A 15,109-nucleotide genomic window follows, 5' to 3' on the forward strand; every position below is an offset into this window, starting at 1 on the left:
TTATTTAAATATTCTATTACTTATTAAAAAATAAAATCAAGTATAAAAGGAGGTTATGAAAATATTAAATCGAAATAAAATACCCTTAGTTCTTTTATTAATCAATCTTTTTGTTATTGTAGTTACTATATCCTGCGTTAGTGCAGATTCAACTGTTTATGTTAATGCAACAGTAGGATCTGACTTTAATCCAGGTACAAGTGATTTACCTTATCTTACAATAGATAAAGGGGTAAGCAGCGTTGATGAAAATGGAACAGTGCAAATTGCAGACGGAATTTACAGTGGTGAGGAAAATACAAATCTCACAATCAGTAAAAACATGACTATTATTGGTCAAAGTCAGGGTAAAACTATCATAAATGGAACAGGCACTAACTGGATATTTAATGTTAGTAATGATGTTAATTTTACTATCCAAAATTTGACAATAATCAACGGAACAGCTTACAACGGTGGTGCAATTGACAACCAGGGTACTTTAAATGCAGAAAATTGTACCTTCGACAGCAATAATGCTGTTAATTACGGCGGTGCTATATACAATACCGGCACTATCAATTTAACTGATTGTATTTTCACAGGTAATGCTGCATATGAGGGCAGTGCTATATATAATGACCATGGCAGTAGTGCTTTGAGCAGCTGTATTATAACAGGTAACACGGCTGATGCTGCAGGTGCTGTCTACAGCTACAGAAGCAGTACTAATATAACTTCCAGTACATTTAACAACAATACTGCAACTTATGGTGGTGCTATCTACAATACTGAGGGTTCATGTACCTTACAGTTTAATCGTATTGTCGGGAACACTGCAGATTATGGTAACGATATTTACTGTGGTAGCGGCAGTAAATTAAATGCAGAGTATAACTGGTGGGGTTCTAACGATGATCCATCTGTAAAAGTTATTGGTGCTAAAGTTTCAAAATGGTTAGTTTTAACTGTAAATTCAATTTCAACCCTTATTAAAGGTAATGAAGTGTCAAATATAATTGCAGACTTATTACATGATAATACAGGTATTTACCAGGATCCTGCAAGCGGCCATATTCCAGATGGAATAAATATAGTATTTGACACGACTTTAGGAACTATAGACAATTCAGTATCCATAGTTAATGGAGCGGCACAATCAACTTTAAAAGCTGGATCAACAAGTGGTGTTGCCACTGTTTCAGCTGCAGCAGATAGTCAAATATCCTATACATTAGTTAATGTAGATGCAACCTCACCAACTGTAACAACCATTGATCCTTCAAATAACACCAAAACAAATATTATTCCTCAAGTAATTACAGTTACTTTCAGTGAACCAATACAGGCAGGCAGTGCTTATGATGGTATATCAGTTACAGGCCCATCCGGAACTTTTCCAATAACTAAAAATATCATTGGAAGTACTTTAACCTTAACTTTAGATTCAAGCTGTATTGATGGAAACTATAGCGTAAACATTCCAATAAATGCAGTAAAAGATTTAGCAGGTAATAGTTTAACATCTGTTTTTACTTCAACTTTTAATCTAGATACAATGGCACCCACAGCAAATGCTAGTGTTAAAACTGGATCATACAACGTTACTAAAACAATTACTTTAAATATGAGTGAATATGGAACTATTTATTACACTACAAATGGAACCACACCAACCACTGCAAGCAAAATCTACACAGCACCGCTTATAATAAAATCTACAACCACTTTAAAGTTCATGGCCATTGATAAAGCTGGAAATAAATCTCCAGTTTATACTGAAAAGTACACTATTGATAAAACAGCCCCTAAAGTGACTTTAACCACTCCTAAAAACGGTGCTGCAGGTGTTTCAAGAACATCTACCATTACTATCAAATTCAGCGAAAACATTAAATCTAGTGTTAACTGGTCAAAAATATACATTAAAAACATGAATACCGGACAAATAGTTTTTATAGGTAAATCAATAAGCGGTAACACACTTTCTATCAAAATGACCTATAAAAGATACCCGTCTAAATGGTACCAGGTTTACATTCCAGCTAAAGCAGTAAAAGACAGTGCAGGTAACAATTTAGCTGCAGGCTATATATTTAAGTTTAAAACTGGGATATACTAAAAAATTTTTCTCCTTTCTTTTTTAATTCTTTGATAATAAATTTTAAAATAGAAATCACTGTATTATGTAAATTAAAATAAAATTGATTTTTAAACTTGTTTTAGTAATTTAATTTCAAATAAATGTGCAAAAGCATATTTATACTTTGTTTAACACATTTGAATATATAGCAAAATTTAGTACTGTTAAATTAAACCCTGCAAAAATTTAAATGCGGTTGTGAATCTTCAAAATTTATAATTTCGCAGGTCGCAAATCGAGAGCTGGAGAAAAATGCATAGCATGCAAAAAATCTTTGATTTTCGCGGTGTCAAAATTGAAAATATAGGAAATGCGTAGCATTTCCTATCTCCCAAAAATCGAAAATTCGATTTTTGATGATTTTGACAACATTTTTCTATGTTTGCGAATTTTCAATTCGCAACCGTAAAAATCGCAGATTTTTACATGCCGGAGGAAATGCAATTTCCTCGGCCACAAAAACATAGTTTTTGCCGGCCCAAAAAATCGTAGATTTTTTAGGGATTTGCAGGCTTCGATTTTCGAGTGTAAAAACAATAAAAAGTGTAGATTAAAATGGGTAAATTGAAAAAATTAACTGATGAAGACCTCGATAAAATCTCAGAAATTGCTGTATCATCAGCTCAAGATTTCGTCTTATCTAAAGTCTCTAAAAAAGAAATTAATGATATAGATATCGATGTAGAGATTAACTATGAAGACGTACTTGATATAAATATTACCGTTAACCTTTTATTTGATGAACTTTCTGCTGCAGATACAAAAGTTGCAGATGAAGCGGCCGATCATGCTCTTTTAGAGATTGAAAAGTTTTTAGATAAAATATAATTTAATTTTCTATTCTTTTAGTTTTTCAAATTAAATGTCCAGATCTTGTTTTAAAAAACATAGAAATTATTAAATACCAAAAAAACTAATTTTATAATAGTAATAAAAAAAGTAAAAATAGTATTAAAATTAATAAATTAGCTTAATGTTTACCAAGCCCCTCCTTAAAACTCCATCAAGTTTAGGGATCTAAATACCATTAGATCCCTAAACGGAGTTGTTAAAAATTATAGGGCATCTAAATAAAAAATATTTTCGCTCAAATGTATAGATGCCCCCCTTAATTTTTTTTAAAACAAATTTTAATTTTACATTATATCTTTATTTAAATAAGTAGCCATCATAATACTAATTCTATTTTCAAAATTAACTAAAGTAACATAAACAAATAATGCTTGCATGACTCCATGACAGAACAAATTCAAATAAAAGTTAATGGATCGTATAAAGTCCACTGCACATAAACAATTCTTAACTTAAATAATTAGAATATACAAGTTTATAGATTTATTTAACATTAAACATTTAAAAAATCTAATTTTAACTAAAGTCAATAGATTAAATAAATTCTTAACTTAAATAATTAGAATGTACAAGATATAGAAATATAGATTTATTTTATAACACTAAACAGTTAAAAAAAAACCTAATTCTAAATATGGATTAAATAAAATCTTAGACCTATAGTTATAATATACAACTTTATATAAAAATACAGATTTAACATTAAACAAGTAAACCTAATTCTAAATAAAAATCAATGGATTGAATATTATATGATAATACCAGTTTTAGATCTTAAAAATGGAATCGCAGTATCTGGAAAGTCAGGTAAAAGAGAAACATACAAACCACTTAAAACAGTGTTCCATGAATCAGCTTCCCCTGAGGAAATTGCAAAATCTTTAAGGGATGCAGGTGCAGTTAGAATATATATAGCCGATTTAGACTCAATAGAAAACAGAGAATCTAACTTCGATGTTATCCGAAAAGTAAACAAGTATATTCCTGTGATGCTTGACTGCGGCGCAAAAAATGTTTCTGATGTTGGAAAAGCGCTTGAAGTAGCTGACAAAGTGATTATTGCAACAGAAACCCTGGAAAATATGGATGAATTAAACAGTATTTTTGATAGATTTGACAAAAATAGATTAATCATAAGTATAGACATAAAAGACGAAAAAATATTCAGTAAGTACTTAAATATAGACATAAACTATTTTATAAGAAAAATGGTAGAATTAAATCCTCAAGAAGTTATATTACTGGACATCTCTCAAGTTGGAACAGAAAAAGGTGTAAATGAAGAGCTTATAAAAAAGTTTCTAAAACTCCATTTAATTATAGGTGGAGGAATAACTTCCACAGATATCAATAAACTTGAAAAACTGGGAATAAACAAATTTTTAGTTGGTTCTGCATTACATAATGGGAAACTGGCCCTTAAAATTTAAAATTATTCAGGTAAATAAAATGTCAACTATAACCTTGATAGGCCCCATAACAAATGATACCATCGTAAAAGATAGTTCAACATATAAATCTATAGGCGGAGCAGTCTACTACCAGTCCAGTGTTTTGGAACGTCTGAAAATAAATACAAAAGCCATAATAACACTTTCTAAAAAAGATGAAGAATTACTAAACGCTTTTCGGGAGAACATAGAACTTTTCCCCATATTTACTGGTGAAACAATAAAGTTTCAAAATATTTATCCAGATAATAACCCTAATCACAGAATACAAAAAGCCCACATACCATCAAACCCTATAAAAGTTAACGATATCGCATCTTTAGACTTTGGAAACAGCAAAGCCATACTTTTAGGTCCATTATGCCCCTATGATATTCCACTTGAGACATTCAAATATTTATCCGAATTAAAAATTCCAATATATTTAGGTGCACAGGGATATTTAAGGCATTTAAAAGGCGAAAAAATTGTTTTAAGGCCATGGAATGACTTTCAAAAGTTCCTTAAATTTGTAAATATTCTATTTATAGATGAAAATGAAGCAAAAACAATTTTAGGTACTCAAATTTCCCTGGATCATGTTGCAAAAACATTAACTTCATTTGGACCAGAAGAAGTTATTATAACACAGGGAAGTAGTGGATCAACGATTTATTCTAAAAAATTAGATAAAATATACAGGATTCCTGCATTTTCCCCCCAAAAAATAGAAGACCCTACAGGTCTTGGGGATACATACATGGCAGCATATGCTGCACAAAAAATTGAAACAGAAGATCCAAGAATATGCGGGACGTTTGCTTCTGCAGCATCAGTTATAAAGCTTGAAAATAAAGGGGCGTTCAACGGAAATAAAAAATTAATCCACAAAAGATGTACAAACCACTCTGAAAATGTCCATTAATTAATCCTCTTAAAAATATGAGCAACGCTAATAAATAAAAAAAATAAGGGCCTTTAAAATCCTAAAATGAAAGGTAAGATTACAAAAGGCAGGATACCCGCAACAAAGAAAAGGCCTACTCCTAAAAATGTATATTCCTTTTTTTTGTCCATTATACCTGAAGCAATGAGCAGTACCGCGAAAAATCCTATTACTGGCGGAAGTATATGCGAGAATATTAGATATGCGCTAGCAAGTGCATTTGTCACTTTAGATCACCTTTAAATTAATTAATTTGAAATAGTTATTTAGTTTCCCTCTTTATTTAATTACATTGATTTTCTAATTTAAAGTTTTTCAGCTTAGCCTACAAAGGCTCCGTTGAATAAATTCAACTTAAACTAAAGGCTCCACTGAAATAAAGAAATTCCAGCTTAGCCTAAAGGCTCCACTGAAACAAGTTTACTGTGGACGATATATGCGGCTCTGGAATATCCTGTAGGCCAACAGGTTATCAACCATAATTCAGGCGTACTTGTTGACTGATAATCGATTGAAACACCTTTAACTCCCCATCTTATATCGTTACCATTAGATGTAACTTCATAGGTGTATTTCTTTTGAGTTAAATAATCTTTAATTATTAAAGGATCTCCAACTTTTAACTGAGTTATTCCGCTGAATGGGGCAGAATGTGTTGTATGATGACCCATGAGAGCAGTTTGTCCGTTTGTTCCAGGATAGTAACTGGTTGGTACAAAGTAAACTCCAGGATCATTTACAGAGTGGGATGTTAGCTCCCAGTCTCCACCTATAGTAGGCATTATAAGTTCAGCCCATCCTATAACTTTATTTTTATTAGTTACATTGTCATTTATTTTAATACTGTTAATTATAGTATTTAATTCATTTCCAGCGGCACTGACATCTAATCCAGAACTACCAGTACTACCCGGACCCGTGTAAATTATACCATAAATTGCATTATTTTTCTGGAACCATACCTCTTTTCGTAGTTTTGATACATTGCCGTCTTGTAATTTGTAATCACTTTCATAGCCAGTGGTTCCATTTATGGTAACATTTTTAGTGGATACAAGCTGGAAATTTTCATCAACCGTTCCAATACCATTCGACTGGACCTGATTAGCTAAATTATACCCCTCAGGTATACGTTCTTTAACAACTGTGATATTTAATCCAGAACTATCTGAAAATGACGTTATATTGGATCCCGTTCCATTAACTTCAGTCAGGGCCCCAGGATAATCAAAAGAGATCTCCCCATTGTCAAAATGTTTTGCCTGTGTTCCCAGACCACTGCTACCTAAATTCAACGCGAAAATAATAATTACCACAATGGCCAGTAAAATTATTAAATAAGTGTTCAAACGTTTCAATTTATTAATCTCTCCCTAGTCTTAATGTTATATAATGCAGTTAGTTTTAATTTTCATTACTTATTAAAGTTATTATAAGTAATAACTAATTCCAACCTTTTAAAATAAATTCATAATCATTAAAAATGATGTATCAACTTAGTTTCCTATATATTATTTATAAAATATAATTAAAATAATTTACATCTTGAAATAAAAATAAGCAACCCCCAAGCTTATGCAATATACTAGTTAAGCAAAAATTATTAAAAATACCTTTACATTTCAAAATCAACACAGGATGAAAGCATGAAAACTAAAATTTTATCATGGAATGTAAACGGCCTAAGGGCCGTGCATAAAAAAGGATTCATTGAATGGCTTCAATCTGAAAGTCCAGATATATTATGCGTTCAAGAAACAAAAGCTGCAAGAGAACAACTCCCTAGAGCCTTAAAAAGCATTGAAGGATATCATGCTTATTTCTGCGAGGCAGAAAAGAAAGGTTACAGCGGCGTGGCCATATACAGCAAAATGAAGCCAAAAACTGTAGAATACGGTTTTGGAATTCCTAAATTTGACAGCGAAGGCAGGATACTTGTTGCAGATTACGGCGATTTTGTCCTCCTCAACATATATTTCCCAAACGGCAAAATGTCCGATGAAAGGCTTGCCTACAAATTAGAATTCTATGATGCCCTCCTCGATTATGCCAATAAATTAAAAAAAGATGGTAAACACATGGTAATCTGCGGGGACCTGAATACTGCACATAAAGAAATAGATATTGCAAGGCCAAAAGCAAATGAAAAAAATTCGGGCTTTTTACCCATAGAACGTGCCTGGATTGATAAATTTCTAAGCCAGGGTTATATTGATACCCTTAGAATGTTCAATGAAAAACCAGATCAGTATACCTGGTGGAGTTATAGAGGCAGTGCCAGAAGCAGGAATGTAGGATGGAGACTGGATTATTTCTTTGTAAATGAAGAGTTTAAAGACAAAGTAAAATGTTCCTATATCCTTCCTGAAGTAATGGGTTCTGACCACTGCCCTGTTGGTTTGGATATTGAATTGGAATAACATCCTATTTTTATTTTAAATGAATTTTAAAAAATTCATAGGCCCTTTCACTACAATCTACAGGATAACTAAAAAATTCAGTTTTAATCTATTATATAACTTAGTAACAGACATTATAATAAGAAAAAATATAAATCTTAGTTTTAATTATAAAGATGAAAAGAAGCTTAAAACTTGAATTTAAAATAATGACATGTTTTATAATAATTTCGCGCGGATTATAAATAAAATATGGAGTTTTTATTTGATTCTTATTTTGACTCAAAATAACTAGGGAAACAACCAATGATAGAAAAGGTACTAAACTCATTGAAATCAAAAAAGTGGTATAAAAACAGGCTGGAACACACACGTGTCCTAAAACCACAAGAAGCAGTTTATGGAGATACCAAAGCTGTTTTACCACAATTTATAAAGAATTACCTGCACAAAAATAATATAAAACTTTATAAACACCAGTGCAGCGCCATAGACCTGCTTCGAGGCGGGAAAAATGTAATTATAACCACTCCCACAGCGTCTGGTAAAACCCTTGCCTTCAATATACCTATTTTCGAAAAATTAAGTCAGAATAAGGATGCCACAGCACTTTATATTTATCCAGCAAAGGCCCTTGCAAATGACCAGCTCAAATCAATGAAAGAGCTCGAAAAATACTGCGGAATGAACTTAAATCCAGAAGTATATGATGGGGACACTACGCCTACTAAAAAAAGGAAAATCAGAAAGGATTCCAGAATAATTATAACCAATCCCTACGAACTGCACAATGTTTTACCATGGCACCACCAGTGGGAAAACTTCTTCAGCAACCTTAAATTCGTTGTAATAGACGAAGCTCACCAGTACCGAGGTGTTTTCGGGTCCAATGTTGCATTCTTATTGAGGAGGTTTCAAAGGATCTGCAACTATTACGGGTCTGATCCCCAATTTATTTTATCCACAGCCACTTTAGCAAATCCTGTTGAATTCAGCGAAAAACTAACCGGCCTTAAATTTAATTTAATATCTGAAGATAGTTCCCCTAAAGGAAAAAAACATTTCATATTCTATAATCCATATTATGACGGTGTGGGAAAGACCACAACACACGTAGAATCCCAGGGCCTGTTCCAGTTATTTGTATTGAACAAACTCCAAACTCTCTGTTTTACTACTTCCAGGAAAATGGCAGAACTAATTGCAAGGCGTTCTAAAAAGGAAATTGCAGAAATTGACGAATCACTTGCAAATAAAATTTCTGCATACAGGGCGGGTTACCTGGCAGAAGATAGACGTAAAATAGAAGATAACCTTAAAAATGGTAAATTAAGAGGCGTAACTGCTACAAATGCCCTTGAATTAGGTATAAATATTGGTTCACTTGATAGTGTCATTATATCAGGTTATCCTGGCACTTTAATGTCAGTATGGCAGCAGGCAGGTAGATCAGGTAGGGGTACTTCTGATTCCATTGTAACTTTCGTTGCCTTTCAAAATCCTTTAGACCAGTACTTTATGAAGCATCCCGATGTTTTCTTTGATAAGCCCCACGAGCATGCTATAATTGACCTGTCCAATTTCCAGATTATAAAAGGGCATTTGATGTGCGCTGCAAAGGAAATGCCTGTAAAACCAAACATGATGAAAATCGACTTTGAGACAGATGTAGAGGAACATTTAAAATCGTTAAAAAGTTCTAAATTAATTGAAAAGACAAATAAAGGATGGGTTTACAGCGGATCAGAATATCCTCCATTTAAAGTTAACCTTGGAAATACTTCAGATGAAATATTTAAGGTATACTACAAAGGAGAAGTCCTAGAAACAATGGATAAAAGACAGGCATACACTGAAGCACACCACGGGGCAGTCCTGATTAACCAGGGCGAAACTTATATTGTAAGAGAATTTAATCTGGCTAAAAACATCATAAAAGTAGTTAAAAAAGATGTAAACAGTCATACAAGCGTTCAAAAGGATATTGACATCAAAATATTTAAAGAAATTGAAAAAAGGACTATTGGGAATCTTAATGTATCCTTTGGGGAACTTAAAGTAAGTGAATATTACCCAAAATACAAGGTAATAGAAAGGAGTAAAATTGTCAGCGTACGGAACCTGCAACTGCCCCCAATTCAGTTTAAAACAAAAGGTATGTGGTTTACTTTACCTGAAAGTATAGCAGAAGGTCTTAGATGTGCTATAGACCGGAAAGAAATTTTTGAAGGAGGCATACATGGTCTTGAACATGCAATGATAGCTATTATTCCGTTTCACGTTATGTGTGATAGATTTGATATAGGTGGAGTTTCTACACCAAGCCACCCAGATACGAAAATGGCAACAATTTTTATTTATGATGGATTTGAAGGTGGTATTGGATTAACTGAGAAAGCATTTCATTTAATTGAAGAAATAACCCGCATGACTTACGAACTTGTAAGGGATTGTACCTGTGAAGAGGGATGCCCTGCATGTATATACTCACCAAAATGCGGTAACGATAATAAACCACTTGATAAAGAGGGGACTCTTTTTATACTTGAACAGATGTTTGATTTAATGGAAATGGAAAGATAAATTTTGTTGAAATATTTTTATTAAAGTAAATATTAATATAAATATAGAATTATCTAAAAATCAAGTTAATACAAAAATAAAATTAAATCATAGAGGATTAACCAATGGGAAACAGGATGAATGAAGGTTTTAAATTATACATGGAAGGTAATGTTGAAATTGAATTATTTGATGATGATTTAATGATCTTCAGCGTGCATGGCTCTAAAAATGATACATATCAAGTCAGCATGAATGAAAACATGTGGCTTTGTGACTGTGATGATTATCAATACCGAAGTGAAAAAGAGCCAGGTAGTTTTGTCTGTAAACATTTATGGGCAGCATTCTTTAAGGTTGCTGAACTGAAAAATGAAGATTAATTAATTTTTGGATCAATAGGTAATGTAAAGTAAAAAGTAGAGCCTACACCCAGTTCAGACTCCACCCATATACAGCCACCGTGGCGCTCGACTATCTTTTTAGCAACTGAGAGTCCAATTCCAGTTCCCTGATACTCGTCTCTTGTATGCAGTCTCTGGAATAAATTAAAAATACGTTCAGCATATTGAGAATCCATTCCAATTCCATTGTCCTGGATGCTGAATACATATTGATTTTTCTGAGGGTCTTTTCTTGCTGAGATATGGATTTTAGGTTGTTCATTTTCTTTTTTAAATTTAATTGCATTGGATATTAAGTTTTGGAATATTTTAACAAGCTGATTTTTATCAGCAGTTAGTTTAGGAAGGTCATTATGTGTAATTATCGCATTATTATTTTCAACAGTACCTCTTAAATTAAATAACGCTTCATCAAGTACTTCTGCAGTATCTATTTCTTTAAATTCTTCCTGATTCGTAGATACCCTGGAATATTCCAGTAAATCAATGATCATGCGCTGCATTCTTTTAGCAGCTTCCACGATGTAATTCATAAATTCATCGGCATCGCTATCAAACTTACCTTTATAGCGCCGCTCTAAAAGCTGAGTAAAGCTTGCAATAGTCCTGAGTGGTTCCTGAAGGTCATGAGAGGACACGTAAGCAAACTGCTGGAGTTCTTTATTAGAACGCTCTAAATCTTTCAATAAATCATGAAGTTCCTGTTCTGCTTTTTTTTGCTCAGTTAGATCAGTTACAATCACATAATATCCGTCTATCTTCTTTAAGAAGCTGATATTAATTTGGAATGTTACCAAAGTTCCGTCAGCAGATTCTATAGAAATTTCTTCTTTACAGCTGCTGTCCAAACCACTTTCAATAGGAATTTTACATTCTTTAAGCTGATTTAAGGATATAAAATCAGTTATTGGCTTTCCAATCATGTTTTCTAGTGGTATATCAAACATTGATGCCAATTTACTGTTGCAGTAGTAAATAGAAAGGTCCATAGTTAACAGAGCTACTCCCTCATTCATATCTTCAATAAGGATCCTGTAAGCATAGTCTGAGCCTTCTAATGTGAAAACCTGAGTGCCTTTAGAACCATTTACAACAACAGCATCAACCTGGCCATTTTGAATTGCATTTAAGGTCTCTTCAGCTTCAGCAAGCCTTAAACGTAATTTTTCAAGTTCTTTAGAGCATTCATCACTTTTATTCATGTTATCTCCGTGATATTATTATTCATTATTCTTTGATTTTAGTTCCAATCCAAGTAAAAGTTTTTCCTTGTTAGATAGATCGCCCACAAATCTTCGAATAGGTGGAGGTAACTCCTTAATTAGAGTTGGAGCTGCTACTATCTGTCCTTCTTTAGCAAATATCGGCTGCTGGTAAATATCAATAATTTCAAGTTCATACTGATCTTTTAAATTCTCTTCTAAAATTTCCATTAAATTTTCAATAGCTCTTCTAGACTTAGGATTAATACCTGCCACAAAAAGACGTAAGATGTATTTATCACCTTTTTTTTCTGCAGTAAGTGCATTTTCAAACTCATCCAATTTATCAATGACTTTTTTACTCATTATATTACTCCCAATCTACATTTTACATGTTGGACGTATATCCAACCCTACAATGACTTTTTCTTCATTTGCAAGTGTACCTATAATCTTTTTAACAGGTTCCGGAAGTTTCCTGACCAGTGTTGGAATGGCAAGAATCTGATCACCCTTAGCAAGCTCCGGATTTTCGAGTAAGTCTATTATTTCAATACGATATTTACCTTTCAAATGTGTTTCGCAAATTTTTTTTAAATTTGCGAATGCTTCTATTGATTTGGGCGTCTGGCCAGCGACATACAATCTTAATTCCCAAAATTCAGGACATTCTTCCCTATCCAAATCCATTTTAATTCCCCTTATCAGCTTTTCTCATTCGGGCCATGCCATTTCGATCATTTTCCAGAGTTTTTTCTTTTAGTTTTTCCTGTTCAATTATTCTTTTAAATTCTTCTTCTTGAGCTTCAAATTTAGACTTGATTTCAGCTATCTGAATTTCCATTAAGCTGCGTTTACGTTCAATTTCCCTTTGTTTTCTTTCAATTTCTTGTTTACGCACTAATTTCTGTGTTTTTTCTATTGCCATTTGTGAAAGTCGTGCCGAACCAGTTAACATCCCTGCAGGTCCCAGATAAACATCTTCTAATACAATTCCATCGTCAGTTAATAAAAATTCCCTCATCTGGTTTGAATGAGCCATACCGCGAGATTTTATAATATCCAGTGTACGATTTCGCTCACCATTAACTTCTTTTGCTCTTAAATCAATCCAGGTGTCCATTAAAGATGAAACACCCACATCAGCTTCAACATATCCTATCATTGAGAGACTTGTAGACAGTGAAGTTATTTTATTGTCCTTTAAAAAGTCAATTAAACGTATAAGCATAGATTTAACGTCATTTGGACTTCCTACTGTGATTAAATTAGATATAGGATCAATAACAGCAACATCTGGCATAAATTCATTTACCAGTTTATATATAGTTACAAGATGTATTTCAAGCCCATAGAGTGTCGGGCGTGTTGCATGAAATTTTAGAAGCCCTTTATCAACCCAGTGTCCAAGATCAATACCAATTGATTTCATATTACGGATAATTTGTTCTGGAGATTCTTCAAAAGCCAAATAAATACATTTTTCTCCCCTTTTACATGCTGCATCTGCAAATTGCGCTGCAAGACTACTTTTACCAGTTCCTGCATTTCCAGTAACAAGAATACTACTACCTTTATAATAGCCCTTCCCATCAAGCATAGTATCAAGTCTTCCAATACCTGTTGAAACATATTCATTAGATACATGGTGATCTAATCCAACAGAAGTAATTGGAAGCACGGTAATTCCAGTTTTGCCAATTAAGAATGGATATTCATTTGTGCCGTGTGCAGAACCTCTGTATTTAACTATTCTCAGATTTCTAGTTGTAATTTTATTTATAACTGGATTATTGAGTAGTATAACACAATCTGCAACGTATTCCTCTAATCCATAGCGAGTAAGTGTTTTTTCACCACTTTCCCCAGTTATGATGGCTGTAACTCCTTTGTTTTTAAGCCACTGGAATAATCGGCGGAGTTCTGCACGGAGTAACGCTTCAGCACTGAATCCTGAAAAAAGAGCTTCTACTGTATCTAAAACAATTCTTTTAGCCCCTATAGAATCAATAGCATATCCTAATCTTATAAACAATCCTTCTAGATCATATTCTCCTGTTTCTTCAATTTCACTGCGCTCTATATGGACATAATCAAATGAAATTTTATTTTGATCGATAAGGTCATCTAAATCAGGGTTCATTGAAATAAAATTCTTTTTAAGATCTTCAATAGGCTCTTCAAAGGATACAAAAACTCCAGGTTCCCCCATTTCTGCCCCATGAACAATAAATTCCATTGCAAAAATGGTTTTACCACAACCTGCAGCACCACAAACTAAAGTGGGACGTCCCTGAGGTAATCCCCCTTCAGTAATATCATCTAAACCTTCAATGCCCGTAAAAGTTTTTTCAAGTATAGATCCATTACTATCTAACAGATTTTCCGCATTTGACATTCCATTTTACCTCTATTTTTTCTATAACTACTAATAAGATGAATTTTTGAAATAGTGTTATTAACCTAAAGAATAATTATCTATGACTTATCGCTCATGTCTATGACACGCGCATGAATTATACTCTAATAAATTAAATTTTAATTAATTATATGTGAATATCTTTAAAACATGTAATCTACTTTGATATCCGCGTTAAATATTTGCACAACATGGAAAAATCCCTCAAAAATTCATAGAATTTTTGGGGCATAGAAAACCGTAGGTTTTCTAATGTTTCTATTTTTCCTGTTGAAAAAAACTTGTTTTTTTTCAAACATGTAAAAATCTACGATTTTTACTGTCACAAATCGTTGATTTTGTGAACATGCAAATACTTTGTGTTTGCTGTGTAAAATCTGTGATTTTACAACCTCCGACATGAGCGATTAAAATTAATAATTAATTTATTTTTTTGTATAATATAAATATTTATTCATAAATAAATAGAAAAATGTATAAATAAGGCCCTAAAATTTATTAATCTAAATTTTGGATGAGTAAACTAAATTTGTATCTTCTAGCTCTATTTTTAATTCCAATAAGTCAGATATAACCGTTAATATATAGCTAAACAATTAAACATTTCCTGAGAAAGCTCATTGAAGTCAACTTGTAAATTTAAATTCACATATTCACTATTTTAAAGTAACTGATAACTTTTTATCAGGTTTAATAATGTCTATTTTTTAAATAGTAATAATTATATATGTAATATTAATAAAATAATATAATAATGCCTTGAATTATCAAAA

The 15,109-nt window shown here is 32.6% G+C and carries 13 protein-coding genes; 7 read left to right on the forward strand and 6 right to left on the reverse strand.

What is annotated here, in order from left to right; translation table 11 throughout:
* The first annotated feature begins 55 nt into the window (after window positions 1–55).
* The 4 genes from AAGU07_RS04065 (at window position 56) to AAGU07_RS04080 (ending at window position 5,329) form a co-directional block, all read left to right on the forward strand.
* Entirely contained in the window at window positions 56–2,101 is a 2,046-nt protein-coding gene (locus tag AAGU07_RS04065; RefSeq protein WP_342457920.1) for an Ig-like domain-containing protein, read from the forward strand.
* Between the two features lie 576 nt (window positions 2,102–2,677).
* Window positions 2,678–2,950, forward strand: a complete 273-nt coding sequence (locus tag AAGU07_RS04070; RefSeq protein WP_245837587.1) for a DUF3194 domain-containing protein — start codon at window positions 2,678–2,680, stop codon at window positions 2,948–2,950.
* Window positions 2,951–3,726: 776 nt separating this feature from the next.
* A complete protein-coding gene (locus AAGU07_RS04075) occupies window positions 3,727–4,404 on the forward strand; it encodes a HisA/HisF family protein (RefSeq protein ID WP_342457921.1) in 678 nt (225 codons plus the stop codon).
* 19 nt (window positions 4,405–4,423) lie between these two features.
* Complete coding sequence (locus AAGU07_RS04080) at window positions 4,424–5,329, forward strand: PfkB family carbohydrate kinase (RefSeq protein WP_342457922.1); 906 nt, start codon at window positions 4,424–4,426, stop codon at window positions 5,327–5,329.
* A gap of 53 nt (window positions 5,330–5,382) precedes the next feature.
* On the opposite strand, the gene AAGU07_RS04085 is transcribed toward AAGU07_RS04080, so the two are convergent.
* Window positions 5,383–5,577, reverse strand: a complete 195-nt coding sequence (locus AAGU07_RS04085) for a hypothetical protein (RefSeq protein ID WP_342457923.1) — start codon at window positions 5,575–5,577, stop codon at window positions 5,383–5,385.
* A 165-nt stretch (window positions 5,578–5,742) separates the two neighbouring features.
* Window positions 5,743–6,708 (reverse strand): sortase, encoded by a 966-nt coding sequence (locus AAGU07_RS04090; RefSeq protein ID WP_342457924.1) that lies wholly within the window; start codon window positions 6,706–6,708, stop codon window positions 5,743–5,745.
* 288 nt (window positions 6,709–6,996) lie between these two features.
* On the opposite strand from AAGU07_RS04090, the gene AAGU07_RS04095 reads away from it, so the two are divergent.
* From AAGU07_RS04095 to AAGU07_RS04105, 3 genes are all read left to right on the forward strand, one after another.
* Window positions 6,997–7,770: an exodeoxyribonuclease III gene (locus AAGU07_RS04095; RefSeq protein WP_342457925.1), complete on the forward strand. Its 774-nt coding sequence runs from the start codon at window positions 6,997–6,999 to the stop codon at window positions 7,768–7,770.
* A 285-nt stretch (window positions 7,771–8,055) separates the two neighbouring features.
* The gene (locus AAGU07_RS04100) at window positions 8,056–10,332 is read left to right on the forward strand and encodes a DEAD/DEAH box helicase (RefSeq protein ID WP_342457926.1); all 2,277 of its coding nucleotides are present in this window, start codon (window positions 8,056–8,058) and stop codon (window positions 10,330–10,332) included.
* A 104-nt stretch (window positions 10,333–10,436) separates the two neighbouring features.
* Window positions 10,437–10,694, forward strand: coding sequence for an SWIM zinc finger family protein (locus tag AAGU07_RS04105; RefSeq protein ID WP_342457927.1), 258 nt, complete (start codon window positions 10,437–10,439; stop codon window positions 10,692–10,694).
* On the opposite strand, the gene AAGU07_RS04110 is transcribed toward AAGU07_RS04105, so the two are convergent.
* From AAGU07_RS04110 to kaiC, 4 genes are read right to left on the reverse strand one after another with little or no spacing between them, the layout of a single operon-like run.
* A complete protein-coding gene (locus AAGU07_RS04110; RefSeq protein WP_342457928.1) occupies window positions 10,691–11,917 on the reverse strand; it encodes an ATP-binding protein in 1,227 nt (408 codons plus the stop codon). The genes AAGU07_RS04105 and AAGU07_RS04110 overlap by 4 nt on opposite strands.
* 18 nt (window positions 11,918–11,935) lie before the next feature.
* A complete protein-coding gene (locus tag AAGU07_RS04115; RefSeq protein WP_342457929.1) occupies window positions 11,936–12,283 on the reverse strand; it encodes a circadian clock KaiB family protein in 348 nt (115 codons plus the stop codon).
* A gap of 15 nt (window positions 12,284–12,298) precedes the next feature.
* Entirely contained in the window at window positions 12,299–12,607 is a 309-nt protein-coding gene (locus AAGU07_RS04120; RefSeq protein WP_069585250.1) for a circadian clock KaiB family protein, read from the reverse strand.
* 1 nt (window position 12,608) lies between these two features.
* On the reverse strand, window positions 12,609–14,315 hold the full coding sequence (gene kaiC, locus AAGU07_RS04125; protein WP_342457930.1) for a circadian clock protein KaiC: 1,707 nt from the start codon (window positions 14,313–14,315) through the stop codon (window positions 12,609–12,611).
* Window positions 14,316–15,109 lie beyond the last annotated feature (794 nt).

It is taken from the genome of Methanobacterium sp. (assembly GCF_038562635.1).
Classification (GTDB): domain Archaea; phylum Methanobacteriota; class Methanobacteria; order Methanobacteriales; family Methanobacteriaceae; genus Methanobacterium_D.

What these genes read in the sequence shown, in the direction of transcription:
- AAGU07_RS04100 (WP_342457926.1), top strand. Translation starts at nt 8,056, where the DNA reads ATGATAGAAAAGGTACTAAACTCATTGAAATCAAAAAAGTGGTATAAA.
- AAGU07_RS04110 (WP_342457928.1), bottom strand. Translation starts at nt 11,917, where the DNA reads ATGAATAAAAGTGATGAATGCTCTAAAGAACTTGAAAAATTACGTTTA.
- AAGU07_RS04080 (WP_342457922.1), top strand. Translation starts at nt 4,424, where the DNA reads ATGTCAACTATAACCTTGATAGGCCCCATAACAAATGATACCATCGTA.
- AAGU07_RS04115 (WP_342457929.1), bottom strand. Translation starts at nt 12,283, where the DNA reads ATGAGTAAAAAAGTCATTGATAAATTGGATGAGTTTGAAAATGCACTT.
- AAGU07_RS04120 (WP_069585250.1), bottom strand. Translation starts at nt 12,607, where the DNA reads ATGGATTTGGATAGGGAAGAATGTCCTGAATTTTGGGAATTAAGATTG.
- AAGU07_RS04070 (WP_245837587.1), top strand. Translation starts at nt 2,678, where the DNA reads ATGGGTAAATTGAAAAAATTAACTGATGAAGACCTCGATAAAATCTCA.
- AAGU07_RS04075 (WP_342457921.1), top strand. Translation starts at nt 3,727, where the DNA reads ATGATAATACCAGTTTTAGATCTTAAAAATGGAATCGCAGTATCTGGA.
- AAGU07_RS04065 (WP_342457920.1), top strand. Translation starts at nt 56, where the DNA reads ATGAAAATATTAAATCGAAATAAAATACCCTTAGTTCTTTTATTAATC.
- AAGU07_RS04095 (WP_342457925.1), top strand. Translation starts at nt 6,997, where the DNA reads ATGAAAACTAAAATTTTATCATGGAATGTAAACGGCCTAAGGGCCGTG.
- kaiC (WP_342457930.1), bottom strand. Translation starts at nt 14,315, where the DNA reads ATGTCAAATGCGGAAAATCTGTTAGATAGTAATGGATCTATACTTGAA.
- AAGU07_RS04105 (WP_342457927.1), top strand. Translation starts at nt 10,437, where the DNA reads ATGGGAAACAGGATGAATGAAGGTTTTAAATTATACATGGAAGGTAAT.